The organism is Micromonospora sp. L32, from assembly GCF_052068055.1.
In the GTDB taxonomy this organism is placed as follows: Bacteria; Actinomycetota; Actinomycetes; order Mycobacteriales; family Micromonosporaceae; genus Micromonospora; species Micromonospora purpureochromogenes.
On sequence record NZ_JBQHDD010000002.1, the window covers coordinates 123459 to 144330 of the forward strand.

Annotated in this window: 14 protein-coding genes; 5 read left to right on the forward strand and 9 right to left on the reverse strand. The window is 72.6% G+C overall.

From position 1 onward, the window contains the following. Positions 1 to 3: 3 nt before the first annotated feature. The 7 genes from ACTMTB_RS05205 to ACTMTB_RS05235 all read right to left on the reverse strand — a co-directional run bounded on the left by ACTMTB_RS05205 (position 4) and on the right by ACTMTB_RS05235 (position 8516). Entirely contained in the window at positions 4 to 1488 is a 1485-nt protein-coding gene (locus tag ACTMTB_RS05205) for a sugar transferase (RefSeq protein WP_441142845.1), read from the reverse strand. Between the two features lie 214 nt (positions 1489 to 1702). Beyond that, positions 1703 to 3442, reverse strand: coding sequence for a substrate-binding domain-containing protein (locus tag ACTMTB_RS05210; protein WP_441142847.1), 1740 nt, complete (start codon positions 3440 to 3442; stop codon positions 1703 to 1705). Between the two features lie 164 nt (positions 3443 to 3606). Further along, positions 3607 to 4638, reverse strand: coding sequence for a lactonase family protein (locus ACTMTB_RS05215; RefSeq protein ID WP_441142849.1), 1032 nt, complete (start codon positions 4636 to 4638; stop codon positions 3607 to 3609). Positions 4639 to 4780: 142 nt separating this feature from the next. Further along, entirely contained in the window at positions 4781 to 5383 is a 603-nt protein-coding gene (locus tag ACTMTB_RS05220; RefSeq protein ID WP_210778768.1) for a GTP-binding protein, read from the reverse strand. Continuing rightward, positions 5364 to 5750, reverse strand: a complete 387-nt coding sequence (locus ACTMTB_RS05225; protein WP_441142851.1) for a DUF742 domain-containing protein — start codon at positions 5748 to 5750, stop codon at positions 5364 to 5366. The genes ACTMTB_RS05220 and ACTMTB_RS05225 overlap by 20 nt, the downstream gene beginning before the upstream one ends. After that, positions 5740 to 6162 (reverse strand): roadblock/LC7 domain-containing protein, encoded by a 423-nt coding sequence (locus tag ACTMTB_RS05230; RefSeq protein WP_441142853.1) that lies wholly within the window; start codon positions 6160 to 6162, stop codon positions 5740 to 5742. The genes ACTMTB_RS05225 and ACTMTB_RS05230 overlap by 11 nt, the downstream gene beginning before the upstream one ends. Next, entirely contained in the window at positions 6162 to 8516 is a 2355-nt protein-coding gene (locus ACTMTB_RS05235; RefSeq protein ID WP_441142855.1) for a sensor histidine kinase, read from the reverse strand. Before ACTMTB_RS05235 ends, ACTMTB_RS05230 begins: the two co-directional genes overlap by 1 nt. A gap of 597 nt (positions 8517 to 9113) precedes the next feature. Here ACTMTB_RS05235 and ACTMTB_RS05240 point away from each other — a divergent pair. From ACTMTB_RS05240 to ACTMTB_RS05250, 3 genes are all read left to right on the forward strand, one after another. After that, complete coding sequence (locus ACTMTB_RS05240) at positions 9114 to 9707, forward strand: hypothetical protein (protein ID WP_441142857.1); 594 nt, start codon at positions 9114 to 9116, stop codon at positions 9705 to 9707. A 10-nt stretch (positions 9708 to 9717) separates the two neighbouring features. Further along, positions 9718 to 10692 carry a hypothetical protein gene (locus ACTMTB_RS05245; RefSeq protein ID WP_441142859.1) on the forward strand — a complete coding sequence of 325 codons (975 nt, stop codon included), beginning with the start codon at positions 9718 to 9720 and terminating at the stop codon, positions 10690 to 10692. 138 nt (positions 10693 to 10830) lie between these two features. Beyond that, entirely contained in the window at positions 10831 to 11217 is a 387-nt protein-coding gene (locus ACTMTB_RS05250) for a hypothetical protein (RefSeq protein ID WP_350799018.1), read from the forward strand. Positions 11218 to 11370: 153 nt separating this feature from the next. Here ACTMTB_RS05250 and ACTMTB_RS05255 read toward each other — a convergent pair whose 3' ends face one another. Continuing rightward, positions 11371 to 13149 (reverse strand): glycoside hydrolase family 6 protein, encoded by a 1779-nt coding sequence (locus tag ACTMTB_RS05255; protein ID WP_441142861.1) that lies wholly within the window; start codon positions 13147 to 13149, stop codon positions 11371 to 11373. 541 nt (positions 13150 to 13690) lie between these two features. On the opposite strand from ACTMTB_RS05255, the gene ACTMTB_RS05260 reads away from it, so the two are divergent. Beyond that, positions 13691 to 14887 carry a hypothetical protein gene (locus ACTMTB_RS05260; protein ID WP_441142863.1) on the forward strand — a complete coding sequence of 399 codons (1197 nt, stop codon included), beginning with the start codon at positions 13691 to 13693 and terminating at the stop codon, positions 14885 to 14887. Then, the gene (locus ACTMTB_RS05265) at positions 14874 to 15584 is read left to right on the forward strand and encodes a class F sortase (protein WP_441142865.1); all 711 of its coding nucleotides are present in this window, start codon (positions 14874 to 14876) and stop codon (positions 15582 to 15584) included. The genes ACTMTB_RS05260 and ACTMTB_RS05265 overlap by 14 nt, the downstream gene beginning before the upstream one ends. Before the next feature lie 56 nt (positions 15585 to 15640). On the opposite strand, the gene ACTMTB_RS05270 is transcribed toward ACTMTB_RS05265, so the two are convergent. Continuing rightward, positions 15641 to 20689 carry an NAD-glutamate dehydrogenase gene (locus tag ACTMTB_RS05270; RefSeq protein ID WP_441142867.1) on the reverse strand — a complete coding sequence of 1683 codons (5049 nt, stop codon included), beginning with the start codon at positions 20687 to 20689 and terminating at the stop codon, positions 15641 to 15643. Positions 20690 to 20872 lie beyond the last annotated feature (183 nt).

The window sequence follows — 20872 nt, forward strand, 5'->3', positions numbered from 1 at the left end:
GGGTCAGTACGCCCCGCGCCCGCGCAGCACCGCGCCGAAGGTCTTCCAGAGGATGGTGAGGTCGGCGGCGAGCGACCAGTTCTCGACGTAGTACAGGTCGAGGCGGATGCCGTCCTCCCAGCTCAGGTCGGAGCGGCCGCTGACCTGCCAGAGCCCGGTCATCCCGGGCTTGACCAGCAGCCGCCGGGCCACGTCGCCGTCGTAGCGGGCCACCTCGGAGGGCAGCGGCGGCCGGGGGCCGACCAGGCTCATCTGCCCCAGCAGCACGTTGACCAGCTGCGGCAGCTCGTCGAGGGACCACTTGCGCAGCAGCCGCCCGACCCGGGTCACCCGCGGGTCGTCGCGCATCTTGAACATCAGCCCGTCGGTCTCGTTGCGCACGACCAGCTCGTCGAGGAGGGCGTCGGCGTTGACCACCATGGTGCGGAACTTCAGCACGCCGAACTCCCGGCCGCCCCGCCCGACCCGGGTCTGCCGGAACAGCACCGGGCCCCGGCTGTCCAGCCGGATGGCCAGCGCGACCGCCGCTCCCAGGGGCAGCAGGAGCAGCAGGGCCAGCGCGGCGGCGGCCCGGTCGACGAACTCCTTGACCAGCTTGCGGGCGCCCCGGAACTCGGGCGCCTCGACGTGGATCAGCGGCAGCCCGGCGACCGGCCGGGTGTGGATGCGGGGGCCGGCCACGTCGGTGAGCGCCGGCGCGACGACCAGGTCGATGCCGGTCCCCTCCAACTGCCAGCCCAGCCGGCGCAGCCGGGCCGCGGTCAGCTCGCCGGAGGCGGTGACGGCGACCGTGTCCGCGCCGATCGCGCCGGCCGCCTCGGGGATGCCGCGCAGCGAGCCGACCACCGGCACGTCACTGAGCCGTTGCGGCACCGGCGCGAGCAGCGCGTCCGGGATGCAGGCACCGACCACCTGATAGCCGGCGTACGGCTCGCGGCGCAGGGTGTGCACGAGTTCCAGCACGTGGGCGGTGTCGCCGACCACCAGCACCCGGCGGGACCAGCCGGCGCCCCGATACCGGGCCCGGTGCAGCCGCTTGCGCGCGGCGAACCGGTTCACCTCCAGCGCCACGGTGCCGACGGCGAACGAGATGCCCAGGAATCCCCGGGACACGTCGGCCTCGGCGATGTAGCCGACGATGGCGATGCCACCGGCGAGCCGCAGGCTGGCCGCGCTCACCCGCCGGTACTCGTCGGCGCCGTAGCCGACCACCCGGTCGTCGTAGCAGCGCAGCATCCGCAGCGAGAGCAGCCAGGCGAGCACCAGGCCGGGGGCCACCAGCACGTACGGGATCTCGGAGCCGACCGGCACCCGGTCACCGAAGCGGGCGGCGTACCCGACCAGGACGGCGAGGGAGAGCACGGCAGTGTCGAGCACCACCAGCATCCGCACGTACGCCCGCTGGTCGGCCCGGGCGACCGGGCCGGTGGGCGGGCCGGCCGGGGCAGGCGGGATCCGTGCCGGCGTGGAGAGCGTCGCAGACGTCACCCAGCCTCCCCACATCGCGCGCACCGGCTCCGGCCGACGACCGCCCCGGGCGGGACCTCGACGCCGGAGCGTACCGGACATCCTGCCTGACAATGATGCTCGCCGATTGATTCGGACGTATTGCCGTCACTTTGCCTTCCGGCCCGGACACCGGAAATGCGAACCGCCGCACCGGAAAAGTCCGGCGCGGCGGTTCTCCGCACTGTCCGAAGACTCAGCGCGGCGCGTTCGGGCGCAGCGCGATCGCCTTCAGGAAGATGTCACCGATCTTGCTCGGGTCCTCGGTGACGAAGGTGCCGCCGCCGGTGACGTTGGTGATCGACTGGAGCTCGGCCTTGGAGACCTCGTTGCCGATGCCGATGACGACCACCTGCACCGGGCGCTCCGGATCGTTGAGCTGCTTGAGCTGGCTGATCAGCGAGGCCTGCGAGATGCCGTTCTTGTCGTCGTTCTTGCCGTCGGTGAAGAGCACGATCGAGTTCACCCGGCCCGGTTCCCAGTCCTTCTGGACCGTCTTGTACGCCTCCAGCACGGTGTCGTACAGACCGGTGTTGCCGCTGGACGGGCGGATCCCGGCGAGGCCCTGCTCCAGCCGGCTGCGGTTGGTGGAGAGCGGGTTGATCGGCACGAGCTCGCGCCAGTCCCGCGAGCCCACCAGCTCGGTGGAGAAGGTCCAGAGGCCGATCGACCAGGAGTCGTCGAACAGGTTCAGGCCACGGCTCGCCGCCGCCACGGTGACCTGCTCCCGGGTGGCGTTGCCCGCGGAGGGCACCTTCGCCTTCATCGAGCCGGAGACGTCGATGACGGCGAGCATCCGACCGGACTGGGTGGCGATGGACCAGCCGGAGACTGCACGGTCTATCGCGAAGGGGTCCAGGCCACCCACCGCGCCGACACCCGCCGGCGGGGCGGTCGCCGGACCACCGGCCGGGCTGGGCGCCCCCTGCGGCGCCTTGAAACCGTCACCCCAGTTGCCGTCCGGCGCCCGCAGCGACTGGGCGGCCAACCGGTTCTTGAAACCCTGCGTGGTGAGCAACTCGTAGAGCACCCTGGCGGCCGACTGCTTGGCCGGCTCGATGCCCGGCAGCACCGCGAACGGGTAGTCCAGCGGCATCGGCGCCGGCTCCAGGTAGAGCGCGGCCAGCGGGATCGGCGGCTTGGTGCTGTTGTACGCCATGACGTCTTCCTCGGACAGCGCGGCGGCGGCGAGCCCGCTGGCGATGGACGTCGGGTCGTTGGAGCGCGGGAAGCGGGCGAGCAGGTCCTGCCGCAGCGCGGAACGGCCGGTGGCCAGCGCCCGCAGCGCCCCGGTGGTCGCCTTCGCGGTGTCGCCGCCGGAGGCGCTCGCCGCGGCGGTGAGGGAGAGCAAGCCGGAGAGGCCGGCGGCGTCCTGGGTCGGCTCGACGATCCCGGCGCGCAGGCCCTTGCCGGTGCTGACCGCGTTGAGCAGGTCGGTCCAGCTGAGCTTCTTGTCCGGCCAGCCGAAGCGGGAGGCCACCGGCTCCGGCATCGCCACCACCACCGGGCTGCGGGCGACGGAGGCGCCGTTGCCCGGGGCGAAGGCGGTGGCGCCGTTGTTCTTCAGCCGCAGCAGCCAGGTGGAGGAGTCCGGGATCCAGACGTCGGGCGTGCTCACCGTGCCGCTGGCCTGGCCGACACCCGCGAGGGTGGCGCCGTGCTTGCTGGCGACCGCGGCCGCCACGTCCACCGGCTCGGAGGCACTCACGTTCACCGCGATGCAGGTGCCGCTCACGGCAGCGCCGTCCTCGACCCACTGCGCCGAGGCCTTCTGCACCGCCGGGGCGAGTTCGGGAGCGGCGGCCACCGACAGCTGGATCTCGCCGGAGCAGGAGGGTCCGGCCAGCTGCTGGTAACCGAACCAGGTACCCCCGACCACGACGACGAGCGCAGTCGCCGCCGCAGCGGCTCCTGCTCCACGGATACTTGAACGCATGCGATGGCGGCCAGACACGCTGACCATCTTGCGTAACTCGTTCGGATAGTGCCATAACCGTTCGGCTGAAAGTTACGCAGGAGAAACAGTTGATCGCTCTTTTGGCACAGTGAGTAATCAGTCAGTCTCGTGCCGTCGCCACGATCCACACCGGACGGCGCCGCTCAGGGCAGGACACAGGTCGGGCTCGGCACCGGCACGGGTTCGCCGAGCGGCTCGGGCGCGCCCGAGCCGGGGTCGACCCGGAACACCCGGACCATGTCGGCCCGCTCGTCCGCCACGTAGAGGTGAGGCCCGGTCAGCACGAAGTGCCGGGGCCACTCGCCCCCGGTGTCGACCTCGGCGACCAGCCGGGGCAGCTCCGCGTCCAGCGCGAAGACCGCGACCGTGCCCACTCCCCGGTTGCCGACGTAGAGGAAACGCCCGTCCGGCCCCACCGCGATCTCGGAGGGCTGGACGTGCCCGGTCCGCCCGCTGGCGTCCACCCGTCCCCGCTGGCGCAACGCCCCGTCCGGGGTCGACTCGTACGCGGTGACCGTCGCGTCCAGCTCGCCGGCCACCCAGCAGCGCCGCCCGTCGGGGTGCCGGGCGAGGTGGCGGGGCCCGGTGCCGGCCGCGGTACGGATCCGGGGCTCGCGGGACACCAGCCGGCCCGGGTCGGCGTCCAGGTCGTACCGGTAGATCGAGTCGGTGCCCAGGTCGACGGCGAGCAGCGGCCCGGCCCCCGGGTCCGGGGAGACCATGTGGCAGTGCGCCTGCTCCTGGCGCTCCGGGTCGAGGCCGTGCCCCTGGTGCACCACCAGGTCGCTGCGCTCGGCGGGCGCCCCGCCGGCGTCCAGCGGGAAGACCGCCACGCTCCCGCCGCCGTAGTTGGCCACGAAGAGGTGCCGCCCGTCGGGCGCGACCGCCAGGTGGCAGGGGTCGGCCCCGCCGGTCGGCCGGACGCCCAGCGGGGTCAGCTCGCCGTCGCCGCCCACCCGGAAGGCGCTGACCTGCCCCGCCGGCAGCTCGTTCACCGCGTAGAGAACGGGCAGGGCGGGATGCCGGACGAGGAAGGAGGGCGAATCGGTCACCGCGACGGTGCCGAGCGGAGTGAGTTCCCCCGATCCGGGATCCCGACGGGCGGCGACGATGCCGTCCCCCCGCCCGCCGCTCGCCGCCGTGTAGCCGCCGATGTGGACGATCGTGTTCGTCACCGGTGCACCCTCCGCCGAATCTGCCGTCGATCCCACCAGAGGCTTCCCCGTCGACCCGGGCGTCAGCCCTGTTTTCCGGAAATTCCTCCGAACGCCGCCGGCGGCGGCTCCGGCTCCACCGCCCGGCCCCGCCGCCCGCGGGTCAGGAGACCGGGACCGGTTCACCCCGCTGCCGGGCGACGTGCTCGACCAGCGAGATCAGCACCAGCTTGGCGGACTGCCGGTCCCGGGCGTCGCAGAGCACCACCGGCACGTCCGGGTCGATGTCCAGCGCCTGGCGTACCGCCTCGATGCCGAACCGGCGGGACCCGTCGAAGCAGTTCACTCCGACCACGAACGGGATGCCCCGCTGCTCGAAGTAGTCGATCGACGGGAAGCAGTCGGCCAGGCGCCGGGTGTCGGCCAGCACCACCGCGCCGAGCGCGCCGAAGGCCAGCTCGTCCCAGAGGAACCAGAAGCGGTCCTGCCCGGGCGTGCCGAAGAGGTAGACCTGGAGGTCCTCGTTGATCGTGATCCGGCCGAAGTCCATCGCCACGGTGGTGGTCGACTTCGCCTCCACCCCGGAGAGGTCGTCGGTGCCGATGCCGGCCCCGGTCAGCACCTCCTCGGTCTGCAACGGGCGGACCTCGCTCAGCGCGCTGACCAACGTCGTCTTGCCCGCGCCGAACCCCCCGGCGATCAGGATCTTGAGAGCCAGCGGCAACCGGGGCCCGGAGGAGTCCCGGTCAGAGCGCACGTAGTCCACTGACCACCGCCTTGAGGATGTCGTTGTCGGGAAGACCGGCGGCCGGGGGCTCGTGCACCGAGACCAGGCCCCGGGCGAGCAGGTCACCGAGGAGGACCCGGACCACGCCCACCGCGAGGTCCAGGTCGGCGGCGAGGTCCGCCACCGCGACGGGACGCCGGGCCAGCTCGACCAGGCGCCGGTGCTCCGGCTGGAGGCCCGGCTGGGCGGACGGGTCCGCGCCCGCGCCGGCCAGCACGAACGCGACCAGGTCGAACCCGTCGACGGCCGGGCGCACCCGGCCGCCGGTGAGGGTGTACGGACGAACCACCGGGCCGGCCGCCGCGTCCAGCCACTCGTGCTGGGCGCCCGGCGGCTCAGCCCGCATCGACGGCCCCCACCGTCGCTCGGGCGGGCGCGGTCAGGTTCTCGCCGACCCGGATGACCAACATCGCCATCTCGTACGCCACCAGGCCGATGTCCGCGTCGGCCGCGCAGACCACCGCCAGGCAGGCGCCCCGCCCGGCGGCCGTCACGAACAGGTACGCGGACTCCATCTCCACCACGGTCTGCCGCACCCCGCCGCCGGCGAGGTGCCGGCTGGCGCCCTTGGCCAGGCTGGAGAAGCCGGAGGCCAGGGCGCAGAGGTGCTCGGCGTCGGCGCGGTCCAGCTCGGCGGAGGCGCCGAGCAGCAGCCCGTCGGCGGAGAGCACCACGGCCTCCCGGGCGGCCGGTACCCGGTCGACCAGTTCGTCGAGCAACCAGCCGAGGTCGACGTTCTGCCTCGTCGTGTCCACCACTAGGCGTCCCTCTCAGTCGCGGTCGGGGAATCGGGGGTCGCCGCCGTCGCACCCGGCGGCGGGGACGGCGCGGGATCCCCGCCCCGCCCCTCGGTACGGCCGCCGGTCGGGGCGGGCACGGCGTCGTCGGGTCGCCCCGGCGGCACGGAGCGGATCGCGCCGTCGCGCCGACCCCGGGCGGTGCCGGCCTGGAGCGCGGACATCTGCCGGCGTACCTCCTCTGGGGAGCGGGCGGCCGGGGCCTCGGCGACCTGCGGGCGGGGGCGGGCGACCGGCCCGCGCCGGCGGACCCGGCGGGGCAGGCCGTCGCCGTCGGGGGCGGCCTCCACCGAGGAGATGCGGGCCGGGGCGAACGGCAGCACGGTCTGCTCGGCCCGGTCCCGCCCGGCGCGGCCGGCGCGGGTCCGGGGCAGGGTGGCCAGCCGGGTGACCACCGAGGCCGGCCGCCCCGTGTTGACCGGCGCGGCCGGCGGCTCCTCGGTGACCAGGTCGGACGGGACGAGGACCACGGCGGTCACCCCGCCGGGAGCCTCGGAGCGCAGGGTGACCCGGACGCCGTGCCGGGCGGCGAGCCGGGACACCACGAACAGGCCGAGCCGGGCGCTGTCCGCCGGGTCGAACTCGGGCGGCCGGGCGAGCCGGCGGTTGGCGTTCTCCACCGCCTGCGGGGTCATGCCCAGGCCGTGGTCGGTGATCTCCACGACGTAGCCCCGGGGCACCTGCTGGCCGGAGACCTCGACCCGGGTCTCCGGCGGGGAGTAGGCGGTGGCGTTCTCGATCAGCTCGGCGAGCAGGTGGATGACGTCGGCGACGGCCCGGCCGACCACCCCGGCCGGCTGCACCGCCCCGATGTCCACCCGGTCGTACGCCTCGACCTCGGAGACCGCGCCGCGCACCACGTCCAGCACGGCCACCGGCTGCCGCCAGCCCCGCCCTGGGGCCGCACCGGCCAGGATGACCAGGTCCTCGGCGTGCCGGCGCAGCCGGGTGGCCAGGTGGTCGACCCGGAACAGCTCGGCCAGCTCGTCCGGGTCCTCGGTACGCCGTTCCATCCGGTCGAGCACCGCCAGCTGGCGGTGCACCAGGCCCTGGCTGCGCCGGGCGAGGTTCAGGAACACCTCGTTGAGGCCGCGGCGCAGGGTGACCTCGTCGACGGCCGCCCGGACGGCGGTCCGCCGGACCTCGTTGAAGGCGCGCCCGACGTCGCCGATCTCGTCGGCACCGTACTCCAGCGGCGGCGCCTCCCGGGCCACGTCCACCTGCTCGCCCCGGCGCAGGCGGGCCACCACGTCGGGCAGCCGCTGCTCGGCCATCTCCAGCGCGGCGCTGCGCACGCCGATCAGCCGGCGGGCCAGCGTCCGCCCGACCCGGACCGCGACCAACAGCGACACCACGATCGCGGCCAGGCCGAGCAGCCCGGCGACGGCGAGCCGGACCAGGATGCCGACGGCCACCGGCACGGACCGCTCGGCCAGCCCGTCGGCCTGGCTCAGTTCGAAGTCGCGCAGCGCCTGCTGGACGGCATCGTGGCTGGTCTGCCAGCTGCGGGCGTCGACCGGCGGAGGGGCGGCCGGGTCCGCCCGCAGCAGCCCCTCCTGGAGGGTGCGCAGCCGGACGAAGGCCGGGTCCTCGGTCAGCCGCTGGTAGGCGCTGCGGGCCTCGGGCGGCAGGTCGGCCACGGCCGTGTCGACCAGGAACCGCTCGTTGCCGATGGTCTGGGTCAGGAGCAGGTGCTCGCCGTCGGAGAACCGCCCGCCGGCGAGCGCGCCGGCCACCAGCGCGTCGGCCTGACCGAGCAGGTCGCGGGAGCGGCCGAGCGCGGTGAGCGCCAGCGCCTCCCGGTTGAGCTCCGGGTCGGGTAGGGCGGCCATCGCCGAGAAGGTCTGGAAGGCGAAGGAGATCATGCCGCTGTAGAGCCCGACGGCGCCGGCCCGGTCCACCTGCCGGCGGTCGATGAAGCCCCGCCCGGCCGGCAGGGCGTCGAGCGCGGCGACCAGCTTGTCGAGCCGGGCGTCGAGCAGTTCGCCGGCCGCGTCGCGCAGCTTGTCCCCGCCGACCCGGTCCCGGAGCTCGGCGATCGCCGCGTCGGTGCGGCGGCGCTGGTCGGCCAGGGCCGGCAGGGCCGCCGGGCCGGCGAGCTGCACCACCGAGAGCCGGCGTTCGCGTTGCAGCTCGGTGACCACCACCTCGCCGGGGCGGCCCAGGTCGTACAGGAGGGTCCGCGCGGAGAGCAGATCCAGCGCCGGGCCGAAGGTCAGCGTGGTGGCGAAGATCCAGAGCGCGAGCAGGGCGGCCACCGGGGTGACGACCAGGGCGGTCAGCTTGGCGCGGATCGGCCAGTCGCGGGTGTCCATGAGTCCTCGCCCGAAGGGGTGGCAGCGGTGGCGCCGGCACCGGCCGGGCAGCGTCCCGGCCGCGCCGGGCACCGGCTCGGGCGCCTTGGGCAGGATACGTAATCCCGCGCCGTAGCACTACCGTCCGTCTCGCCCGTCACTACCAATCCGGTGTGGACCGTCCCCGGAGGACACTCGCTTCCCGGACGACGGACCTCCCGCCGGTGGATCGGCGGAGCGTCGCGTGCCGAGCGGAACGGTCAGTCGTTGATTGAGATGCCGAGGCCCTCGGCGACCCGCTGAGCCAGGTTGTCGACCAGGTTGAGGATCAGATCGTCCCGCTCCCGGTCGGCCATCCCGCGGTAGGGCGCCGGCCGGCCTGGGAGTCGTCGTCTGCCGCTGGATCAGGCCCGATCGTGGCGCAGCCCGGTCCGTCCGGCGTCGGAGTGGACCGGCATCACCCCGCCCAGGCGCTTTTTCTGGAACAGGTCAAGTTTTTGGGACGGCTCACCCGGTGGGCCTGGCCATGCTCGGGTGGGGGAATCGGCCAGGAAAGTGCGCGGGATCGGGATTGGCGGCCAGCGCGCGGAGGGAATACCAGGTGGCGAAGGAGGAGCCATGTCGCCCACGCAGGTAATCGTTGTGGTTCTCGTCGTGCTGGTGGTCGTGGTGCTGGTCGCCGCGGCCGTCGTCGCCGGCCGGCGGCGCGCGCTCAGGCGCCGCTTCGGCCCCGAGTACGACCGGGTCGTCGCGGAGCAGGACAGCCACGGCGCCGCCGAACGGGAGCTGCGCGACCGGGAACGCCGGCACGCGGAGCTCGAACTCACCCCGCTGGACCCCGAGTCCCGGGCCCGGTACGCCGCCGCCTGGGAGGAGCTCCAGGTCCGCTTCGTCGACTCCCCCGGTGAGACCGTCGGCGACGCCGACGAGCTGGTCAGCCGGCTGATCGCCGAGCGGGGCTACCCCACCGGGGACTTCTCGGACCAGATCGCCCATCTCTCCGTCGACCACGCCCGCACCCTCACCCACTACCGGGACGGGCACGAGATCCGGGTGCGCAACGAGCGCGGTGAGGCCAGCACCGAGGAACTCCGCCAGGCCGTCGTGCACTACCGCGCCCTCTTCGCCGACCTGCTCGGCGAGGAGCCGGTCGGGCACCGGCCGCCGGAGCAGCGCCGCCCGGACAGCCCGCACGACGTCACCAGCCACTGAGGAGCCGACGATGCGCCAGGAAGAGCAGCAGGGCAGCAGCGACCACCCGGAGGCGGTCCGCTCCGCCCCGGTGCCGGTCCCCCCTCCGGACGCCGCAACCCGGACGCCCCGGGACGACCGGGACGGCCGGGCCGACATCCCCGACGACGTGCTGGACGACCGGGGCACCTTCGACGACCCGCGGGTGGCCGCCGACCGGCGCGCCGACGACCCCGACGACACCCGCCCGTACGACGTGCGTGACCTCGACCGCGACGACGCCGACGGCGACGGACGGCCGGAGTTCCACGAGCCGGCCCCGCTGCCGACCACCTTCGGCGCGGCCTCCGTGGGCGACGCGGTCGCCGCGTCGGCGCTGGCCAGCGGCCGTCCCGAGGACGAGCGGGACGCCCGGGGCGAGGACACCGTGGCGCCGGGTGACGGCGCGCCCGGGCGGACCGAACCCTTCGACGACAAGCGGGCCGACCCGACCGCCGCGGACCGGATCCACGACCGGCAGCGGTGGGAGGCCGAGCACACCCCGGGTGGGGTACGCCCGGACGGCGACGCGTCGGCGGAGGGCGCGGCCGGGTACGGCAGCGCCGAGCCGACCATGGTCGACCCGGACGCCGAGGCGCCGGAGGGTGGCGCGGCGGCGGCCGCGGCCGGCGTCGGCGCCGCCGGAGCGGCCGGGGTGGCCGAGGCGGCCCGGCCGTCCGGAGCGAACGTCCCGACGCACGCGGCGACGCTCTTCGAGGCGGACGCGGCGCAGGCCTTCCGGGACCGCTGGCGGGAGGTGCAGCTCCGCTTCGTGGACGACCCCCGCGCAGCGGTCGGCGAGGCCCAGTCGCTGGTCGAGGAGGCGATCCAGGCCCTCTCGGACGCGCTCGCCACGCAGAAGGAGAAGCTCGGCGGCTGGCAGACGGCCGGCTCGGCGGACACCGAGCAGCTGCGGGTGGCCGTGCGCCAGTACCGCGACTTCCTGGATCGGGTCCTCGGACGCTGACCACAAACCGGGCGCCCCGGCCGTACCAGCGGCCGGGGCGTTCGCGTGCGTACCGGAAGGCGTGACCTCCGCCGGCATGGGCCGGTCCCAGCGGGGTACGCGAGATCAGGGACGCGCCCGGGACAGGAGGTCAGCACCATGACAGATCGTGACCCGAACCGCCGACCGCTGGAGGAGAGCCCGGAGGTGGCCGCCGCGGTCGACGACGAGACCACCGTGCCGCAGTTGGCCACCGGGGGCGGCGCCGACCGGGACAACCCGTCCTTCACCGAGCCCGGTGGCGGGGCGGGCGGCGGCGTGCCGACCGAGGACCTGCTCGGCGACCCGTACGCGGCCGGCACCGGCGCCACCGGGACCGGCACGGGGGCCGGCGGGGACAACATCCGCACCGGGGCCGAGCAGCCCTGGGAGCCGGAGGACCTGGTGATGGCCCGCGGGCAGGACATGACGCCGGAGAACCTCGAGCGGGCCCGCCGCGACCTGGCCGAGCACGGCCGGGCCGCGATCGAGCGGACCGTCCCCTGATCGGCACGCCGCACCGGGCCCGCGCGCCCGACCGGCGGGCACGGCGGGGGCCCCTGGCCCGACCGGATGGACCGGTCGGGCCAGGGGCCCGTGGGGAACCCGCCGCGGCAGTGCCTCACTCCCGCCGCGGCGGGTGGGCCGTCCGCCCGGTGCTCAGAGCGCCGGGTAGGCGTTCCTCATGAGCTCCTGGAACTGCGCGGAGAACCAGGCGCCGGAGATCGGCGCGTTCGGCAGGGCGCCGCTGAGGCTGTTGCCGTTGCGGGCGTTGCCGGTGTAGGTCGGGTCGCACATCCGGTCGAAGCCCTTGCCCTCGTTGTTCGGGATCAGGCTGCTGGAGCCGTCCGACTCGCCCGGGGGCTTGACCCAGACGTACGCGTCGATGCCCGGCTCCGGCGCGGCCTTGGGCCGCTCGCCGAGGCCCGCCCCGGCCTGGTTGCACCAGTTGCCGGCGTGGATGCGGCGGTCGATGCGGCCACCGTTGACGTAGGTGTCCACGTTGGTCGTCGCGCCCGGGCCGGTGGGCCGGGCGGTGCCGCCCCAGCCGTTGCGGGAGGTGTCGATCAGCATGCCGATGTTGGCGTCGAAGCCGACGGAGACCAGCTTGCTGCGGAACGCCTGGGCGAACGACAGCTCGTCGACGTACTGGTTCCAGTCGATCCACTTGGACTGGCGGACGGTCTGCCCGTTCACCGTGTCGGTGATCTTGATGTACGGCTCACGAAGCGCCGAGTAGTTCGCGGTGTTGACGATGAAGCCGTGCACGTTCTTCACCGTGCTGCCGGAGGCGGTGGCGGCCTGGTGGAGCTGGGTCGCGGTCGGGCCGAGGTTGCTGTCCCAGCCGATCCAGCCGTGGTGGGCGGCGTCGATGTAGTTGTAGACGTTGCCGATGGCGCCCAGCTTCGCCAGGGCGTACCCGACACCGTTGACGTACGCGCCGTTGGCCTTGACCGTGTCGCACATCGCGGTGCCGCCGGGCTGGCCGGAGGTGTTGGTGACCAGGTTCGGCAGCGAGTCGATCTCGATGATGTTGACGATGCGCAGGCTGGCGTACTTCGGGTCGCCCTGGATGGCCGCGATCGGGTCGATGTACTCGGCCTTGTACCGGGGCAGTTCCTCCGGACCCAGCTCACCGTTGGAGGCGAGCGCCGCGCAGTCCCGGCCGGGCAGGTTGTAGATGACGAACTGGATGTAGCTGGCGCCCTGGGCCAGGGCCTTGTCCAGGTGGTCACGCACTCCCATCGCGCCGTTGGAGCTGCTGCCGGTGGTGCCGTTGATGGCGGCGATCCGGTCCAGCCAGACGGCGGTCGGGTTGTTCGACACCCGGCTGCCACCGGGCTCGGCGTCCGCCTTCGCCTTCCACTCCGGATTCACGTACCCCTTGGCCCCGACGTACGGGTTGTCCACCTTCTGCCCCGGCGTGGTCGGTGACGGGGTCGGGTCGGTGGGCGTGGGGGTTGGGTCGGTGGGCGTGGGGGTCGGGTTCGTCGGCGTCGGCGTCGGGTTGCCGCCGTTGCAGACCGTCCCGTTCAGGGTGAACGAGGTCGGCTTGGGGTTGCTGCCGCTCCAGGCGCCGTTGAACCCGATGCTGGCGCTGGCGCCGGAGGCGAGCGAGCCGTTGTAGGACTCATTCGTGGCCGTGACGTTCTGGCCCGTCTGCGACCACTTCGCCGACCAGCCCTGCTGCACCTTCTGGCTGCTGTTCGGGAAGGTGAAGCCGAGGTTCCAGGAACTGACCGGGTCACCGAGGTTCTTGATGACTACGGTGGCGGTGAACCCGCCCGGCCAGTCGTTGGTGGTGTAGTCGACGCTGCACTGGGTCGCGGCCTGCGCCGCGGTGACCGGAATGGCCACCATCCCGCCCGCGACCAGGGCGCTCGCACCGGCTAGCGCGACCGCCCGGCGCCGGCCGGACAGGTTTCTCCACAGATTCATGCCACTGAACTCCTTGGGCGAGACCGGATCCGCGTACGGCCCGGCGGAATGGCCCGGGTGGACGTCCCTGCGGGGACGGTCCTCGGCGCCAACGGGATATCTCGGGGGTGCCCGACCCGGACGGGCGTGGTGGTGGTGACGTCGACCGGTCACGCGGACCGGTCCAGCGGCGACGCCGTCCGGTCGGACCGGTTGCCCTCGACGTCTGCCTGCGCGGTGTGGCTCCCCGAACCGCGTGCAGCGATTCTTGCATGGGAGCGCTTCCATGGCAATGCCTCGATACCTGCTGCAAACCCCCACACCCGGGGAGCATCGGCGACCCGGACGTAGGCCCTTCCCGTCGCGGAGACACCCAGAGCGCCCGGCAGGTCGACAGCGGGGCCACCGGGCGGACAGAAGCCATCTAGCACCTCTATCGCCCTGACTGCCTAGAAACTCTTAAACGCGAATCTTTCCCCGCATAAGTCGTGAAACGGTCTAACGTCGGTCATAGCTCGACTGTCGTCGGGCTCAGGACAACAGGGATGGAGTGACGCAGGTCATGGCAAAGAAGATGCTCGGGAAGGTCGTAGCGGGTGCCGCCCTCGGCGGCGCGTCCCTCCTGGTGTTCACGCCGGGGATCGCGTTCGCGGACAACAACCACGACAGCGAGGACCGCGACGGCAAGGTCATCGCCAAGCCGCACGTCGTGAAGGCCGGCGACGAGGTCAAGCTCCTCGAGATCTGCCCGGAGCGGCAGAAGCACGCCTTCGTCTGGTCCAAGGTCACCGGCAAGGTGGAGCTGAAGCCGGTGGACAAGGACCGGCATGACGACCGGGGCGGCGAGCACGGGGACTGGAAGGACAAGGACAAGGACAAGGGCGACTGGGAGCACGGCAAGGACGACGAGCGCCGCGACGAGCACGGCAAGAAGGACGACCACGGCAAGAAGGACGACGGCAAGAAGGACGACGGCAAGAAGGACGACCACGGCAAGGGCGAAGAGGGCCGCGGCGACGAGCACGGCAAGAAGGACGACGGCAAGAAGGACGACGGCAAGAAGGACGACCACGGCAAGGGCGAGGACGGCAAGGGCCAGTGGTCGAACGAGGGCGGCCAGCCCCCGGCCAACGGCGCGGGCGGCGGCTTCGCTGCCGACAACGGGCCGGACCGCGACGCCAAGAACCACGAGGAGGGTCGCGGCGACGAGCACGGCAAGAAGGACGAGCACGGTAAGAAGGACGAGCACGGCAAGAAGGACGAGCACGGCAAGAAGGACGAGCACGGCAAGAAGGACGACCACGGCAAGAAGGACGACCACGGCAAGAAGGACGACGACAAGAAGGGCCACGACGAGTACGGCCAGGAAGAGGGCCGGGACCGCAACGGCCACGACGAGAAGTCCGACGAGCACGGCGACAAGGGCGACTGGAAGAACGGCCACGACGAGAACGGCCGGGACGACCACTCGGGCTACGGCGATGACGAGGACCGCTGGGAGCACAAGAAGGACTTCGTCTACTACGGCGAGGCCAAGGTCTCCAAGGACGCCCGTCCGGGCAAGTACGAGCTCAAGGGCTCCTGCGGCGAGGGCGAACTGGTGGTTCTCCCGCGCGGTGGCGTCGACGGTGGTGACGGTGGCATGACCAGCACCAGCACCGACCGCGGCATGGCCATGGGCGGGGCGGGCATGATCGGCGCGGCCGCCCTGGGTGGCATCGTGCTGATGCGTCGGCGTCGGGCCGATGGCCTCGTCTGACCAGACGGCGACACGGGCCGGCGGCCGTCACGGGAGACCGTGGCGCGCCGCCGGCGCGGCCGTCGTCGTCCTGCTGGCCATGGTGGGCGCCGGCATGATCGGCGCGTCGCTGCGGACCGAACCCCCGCCCCGCCCCCCGCAGCCGCGGGCCCAGTCCGCCCCGCAGACCCCCGCCGCCGAGCCGGACGTCGTAGCCGGCGAAGGCCCGGTCGAGGCGGTGGAGGTGCCCCCCGCCGCGTTGTCCCGAGCCGCCCCCGGCACCATCTCGATCCCGCGGATCGGGGTCGACGCCGAGATCATGACGTTGGGCACCAACCCGGACGGCACCGTCCAGGTCCCCCCGCTGGACCAGGCCCAGCGCGCCGGCTGGTACTCCCCGGGGCCCAGCCCCGGCGAGGTCGGCAACGCGGTGATCGTCGGGCACGTCGACTCGGCGAAGCTCGGCCCCGCCGTCTTCTTCGAACTCGGCGCCCTCCAGCCGGGTGACACCATCACCGTCACCCGGGCCGACGGCGTCAAGGCCACCTTCGCCGTCGACGAGGTCCGGTCGTACCCGAAGGTGTCCTTCCCCACCGAGCTGGTGTACGGCCCGAACGACAAGCCCGCCCTGCGGGTGGTGACCTGCGGCGGCGAGTTCGACCAGGCCACCGGCAGCTACCCCGACAACATCGTCGTCTTCGCCACGATGACCCCGTGAACGCGACGCGCCTCCGGCGGGACCTGAGTCCCGCCGGAGGCGCGTCGGCGTACTCGTCAGGCGGCGGCGGAGGTCCGCACCAGGGTGCGGATCTGGCGCAACAGCACCGACAGGGCGGCCAGGTCGGCCCGCGACTCGTCGAACTCCCCCATCGCCCGACGGGCGCGGTGGATCGAGGTGGCGTTCGACTGCTCCCACTGGAGCACCCGCTCGTTCGAGGGCAGGTTGTCCGGGGTAGAGCCGAGAACCTCCGCGGTGAGCGCGGCCAGCGCGGCGTACAGGTCGTAGCGCAACGCCATCCGGGCCAGCGTCTGCCAGCGGTCCTCCCGCGGCAGCAGGGAGATCTTCGACAGCAGGGAGTCCACCCGGAACAGGTCGGACAGGACGAAGTAGACCGAGGCCACCTCGCCCACGTCCCGCCCGCTGGAGGTGGCCGTCTCCACCACGTCCAGCAGGCCGAAGCTGTACATCAGGCGGGTCGCCTGCTCGGCCAGGTCGCGCGGCAGACCCCGCTCGGCCATCGAGTCGATGTGCGCCGCGAGCGACTCCCGCTCGCTGCCGTAGAAGCGCTCCTCCAGGTCCGGCAGGAGCCGGGCCACGCCGTCGCGCAACCGGGCGATCTCGGCCGGCACGTCGATCGGCGAGCGCCGGTTGGTGACCAGCCAGCGCACCGCGCGGTCGAGCAGCCGCCGGGTGTCCAGGTAGACGCTGGTCTGCAGCTCCGGGGAAACCTTGTTGTCCAGCGCCTCGACGGCGTCCCAGAGCTCGCGCAGCCCGAAGACCTCGCGGACCACCACGTACGCCCGGATCACGTCCGCCGACGACGCGGCCGTCTCCTCGACGACCCGGAAGACGAACGAGATGCCGCCCCGGTTGATCGCCTCGTTGACCAGCACCGTGGTGACGATGTCGCGGCGCAGCCGGTGCTGGGCCATCCGATCGGCGAAGCGCTCGCGCATCGGCGTCGGGAAGTAGTTGACCAGGACCTCGGTCGTCCACTCCTCGTCGGCCAGCCCCTCGGCCAGGATCTCCCGCTCCAGCACGATCTTGACGTACGCGAGCAGGACCGCGAACTCCGGCGCGGTCAGCCCGGACTCGGTGCGGACCGCCAGTTCCTCGTCCGGCGGCAGCGCCTCCAGGGCCCGGTCGAGCTGACCGGCCCGCTCCAGCTCGTTGATCATCCGGCGGTGCACCGGGAGCAGCGACGCGGCCTGGGCCTGGGCGTTGTTGATCGCCCGCGCCTGGTCGTAGTTGTCCCGCAGCACCAGCTCGGCGACCTCGTCGGTCATCTGGGCGAGCAGCTCGTCCCGCTCGGGGACGTCCAGCGCGCCGTCGGCGACCGCCGTGTTGAGCAGGATCTTGATGTTCACCTCGTGGTCGGAGCAGTCCACCCCGGCCGCGTTGTCGATGAAGTCGGTGTAGATCCGTCCGCCCGCCAGGGCGTACTCGATCCGGCCGAGCTGCGTGCAGCCCAGGTTGCCACCCTCGCCGACCACCCGGCAGCGCAGGCTCTTGCCGTCCACCCGGATCGCGTCGTTGGACTTGTCGCCCACCTCGGCGTTGGTCTGCGTCGACGCCTTCACGTAGGTGCCGATGCCGCCGTTCCAGAACAGGTCGACCGGCGCGGTGAGGATCGCCTTCATCAGCTCCTGCGGGCTGAGCTGCGTCGTGCCCTCGTCGAGGTCGAGCACCGCCCGGACCTGCGGCGTGATCGGGATCGACTTGGCGGTACGCGGGAAGATCCCGCCGCCCTCCGAGATCAGCTTCCGGTCGTAGTCCTCCCACGACGACCGGGGCAGCTCGAACAGCCGCTTCCGCTCGGCGTACGAGGTGGCGGCGTCCGGGTCCGGGTCCAGGAAGATGTGCCGGTGGTCGAAGGCGGCCACCAGCCGGATGTGCTCCGAGAGCAGCATCCCGTTGCCGAACACGTCACCGGACATGTCGCCGACGCCGACCACGGTGAAGTCCTGGGTCTGGGTGTCGTGGCCCAGCTCGCGGAAGTGCCGCTTGACCGACTCCCAGGCGCCCCGGGCGGTGATGCCCATCTTCTTGTGGTCGTACCCGGCGGAGCCGCCGGAGGCGAACGCGTCGCCCAGCCAGAACTGGTGCGCCGCCGAGATCTCGTTGGCGATGTCGGAGAACGTGGCGGTGCCCTTGTCCGCCGCCACCACCAGGTACGGGTCGTCGACGTCGTGCCGGACCACGTCGGTCGGCGGCACGATCTCGCCGCCGACGATGTTGTCGGTGACGTCGAGCATCGCGCCGACGAACTCCTTGTAGCAGGCGACCGCCTCGTCGCGGTCCCCCGGCTTCTGCTTGAGCACGAAGCCGCCCTTGGCGCCCACCGGAACGATCACGGCGTTCTTCACCATCTGCGCCTTGACCAGGCCGAGCACCTCGGTGCGGAAGTCCTCCCGCCGGTCGGACCAGCGCAGCCCGCCCCGGGCCACCGGCCCGAACCGCAGGTGCACGCCCTCGAACCGGGGCGAGTACACGAAGATCTCAAACTTCGGCCGCGGGGCCGGCAGGTCCGGGATGGCCTGCGGGTCCAGCTTGAACGCCACGTACGACTTGGGCCGCCCGCCGACCGGCTTCTGGTAGAAGCTCGTCCGCAGGGTGGCCTGGATCAGCGTCAGGTACGACCGCAGGATCCGGTCCTGGTCCAGGCTGGCCACGTCGTCCAGGGCCGCGCTGATGGCGCCGACCAGCTCGTCGCCGCGCTGCCGGCGCTCCTCCATGCTCGCCGAGCCCGGGGCGAACCGCGTCTCGAAGAGCTCCACCAGCAGGGCGGCGATCTTCGGGTACGCGATGAAGGTCTGCTCCATGTAGTCCTGGGAGAAGACGGTGCCGGCCTGGCGCATGTACTTCGCGTACGCCCGCAGCACCACCACCTGCCGCCAGGTGAGACCGCCGCGCAGGACCAGCTCGTTGAAGCCGTCCACCTCGGCCTCGCCCCGCCAGGCGGCGGCGAAGGCGTTCTCCACGTGCGGACGCACCTCGGCCAGCTCCTGGTGCCTTTCGGGCAGGCGCAGGCCGAAGTCGTACAGGAAGACCCGGCCGTCGACCCGGTCCACCTCGTACGGGTGCTCGTCGACCACCGCGACACCCAGCGAGTGCAGCACCGGCAGCACGGCGGAGAGCATCATCGGCTCGCCGTACCGGTAGACCTTGAAGCGGACGTCCATGGCGTCGTCGGCGTCCCCGCCGGCCCCGCGCGGAGCGAGCTGCTTGCGGAACAGGTGCATCTCCAGCTGGCCGGGCTCCTCCAGCAGCTCCAGCTTCGCCAGGTCCTTCATCGCCTCGTACGGCGTGTGGCCGTCCTTGTAGCCCTCGGGGAAGGCGTCGGCGTACCGGCTGAACAGGTGCTTGGCCTGCTCGTCGCCGAGCTTGCGCTCCAGCACCAGCCGGTAGTCGTCGTCCCAGAGCCGGGTGGCGTCGGCCAGCTCCTCGGCGAGCAGGTCGGCGTCGACCTCGCCGGGCGGGTTGGTCGGGTCGGTCCGGACGATGAAGTGCACCCGGGCCAGCATCGACTCGGTCACCCGCGTGGTGTAGTCCACCCCGACGCCGTTCAGCTCGTGCAGCAGGATGTCCTGCATGCGCAGCCGGTTCTGGGTGGTGAACCGGTCCCGGGGCAGGTAGATCAGGCAGGAGATGAACCGCCCGTACGCGTCCCGGCGCAGGAAGACCCGCAGCTGCCGGCGACCGGCCATCCGCAGCACGCCGATCACCGCGTGGTACAGGTCGTCGGTCTTGATCTGGAACAGCTCGTCGCGCGGGTAGGTCTCCAGGATCTGGAGCAGGTCCTTGCCGGAGTGGCTGCGCTGGCTCAGGCCGGAGCGGTCCAGCACCTCGGCGACCTTACGTCGGACCACCGGCAGCTCACGGACACTGGTCCGGTACGCGGCGGTGGAGAACAGGCCGAGGAACCGCCGCTCCCCGACCACCTCGCCGGCCTCGTTGAAGATCTTGAACCCGATGTAGTCCAGGTAGGCCGAGCGGTGCACGGTCGCCCGGGAGTTCGCCTTGGTGATGATCAGCAGGCGCTTCTCCATCACCTTCTCGTGCGCCTCGGGCGTCATCGACGACAGCGCCCGGGCCTCCGGCGAGTCCGACCGCAGGATGCCCAGCCCGGTGCCGAGCACGGCCTCCAGCGCCGGTCCGTCGCCGCCGTCGCTGTCGACCAGCCGGTACTCCCGGTAGCCGAGGAAGGTGAAGTGGTCGTGAGCCAGCCAGCGCAGCAGCTCCACCGAGTCGGTGATGTCCTTCTCAGGCACGGGCGGACGGTTGTCGGAGGTCCGGGCCGAAGCCAGTTCGTCGGCGAGCGCCAGGGCGCGCTGCCGCATCTTCGGCCAGTCCTCCACCGCCTCGCGCACGTCGGTGAGCACCCGCTGCAGCTCGCGGCGCAGCTTCTCCCGCTCCCCCGCGTCGCGGACCGGGTCGATCTCGATCCGCATCCAGCTCTCGACCAGGTCGCCGGCGATCGCGTCGTCCGGCTCGACGTCGGCGGAGACCTCGGTCAGCCGGCCGAGCGGCTCCCGCCGCACCACGACCAGCGGGTGCACCAGCAGGTGCACGTCGAGGTGGTGGGAGTTGAGCAGCGCGGTCACCGAGTCGACCAGGAACGGCATGTCGTCGGTGACGATCTCGATGACCGTGTGGTGCTGCTCGGCGTCCGGCTCGTGGATGCGCAGTTTCAGCTCGCCCGGCACCCGCTGCTGGGCCAGGTCCCGGTGCGCCCTGGCGGCGTCGAGCATCTCCTCGGCGGTGAATCCGATCAGTTCCTCGTCCGGCGCGAACCGCCAGAAACGGCCCACCAGGGTGGCCGCGTCGTGGTCGTCGCCGGCCAGCGCCACCGCCTGGGCGACCAGGCGCTCCGCGTTGGGTACCGGCTCGTCGAGCTCCGCGTCCTCCACGTCGTCACCGAGCGCTTCGGAAGGAAGCCCCAGTTCGTAGAGGGTGTCGATACTCGAACCGGTCATCCCGGTAACTCCTGTGTCGAGTCGGCCGAAGCCGTCCCCGTCGGTCGCCGAATCGAAGCTGTCGTCCCGGCCGGTGTCAGCCTGCCGGAGGTCGGGTCCCGGTTTGATCGCCGGACGCCGGTCCATCGGTGCCACTCCCCTCGACCCACCGCGTTGTGGGTCACTCTGCCGCCCAGCCTAGGCCCTGCCACTCTGTCCGTTCGTCGGCGGACCACCGGCCGGACGTCCGGTTCGGGACTCTGTCCTTTCACCCGTTGCAGATGCGTGGTCGGCCGGCTGCGGAGTACCCCGACTCGCGATGTTCATCAC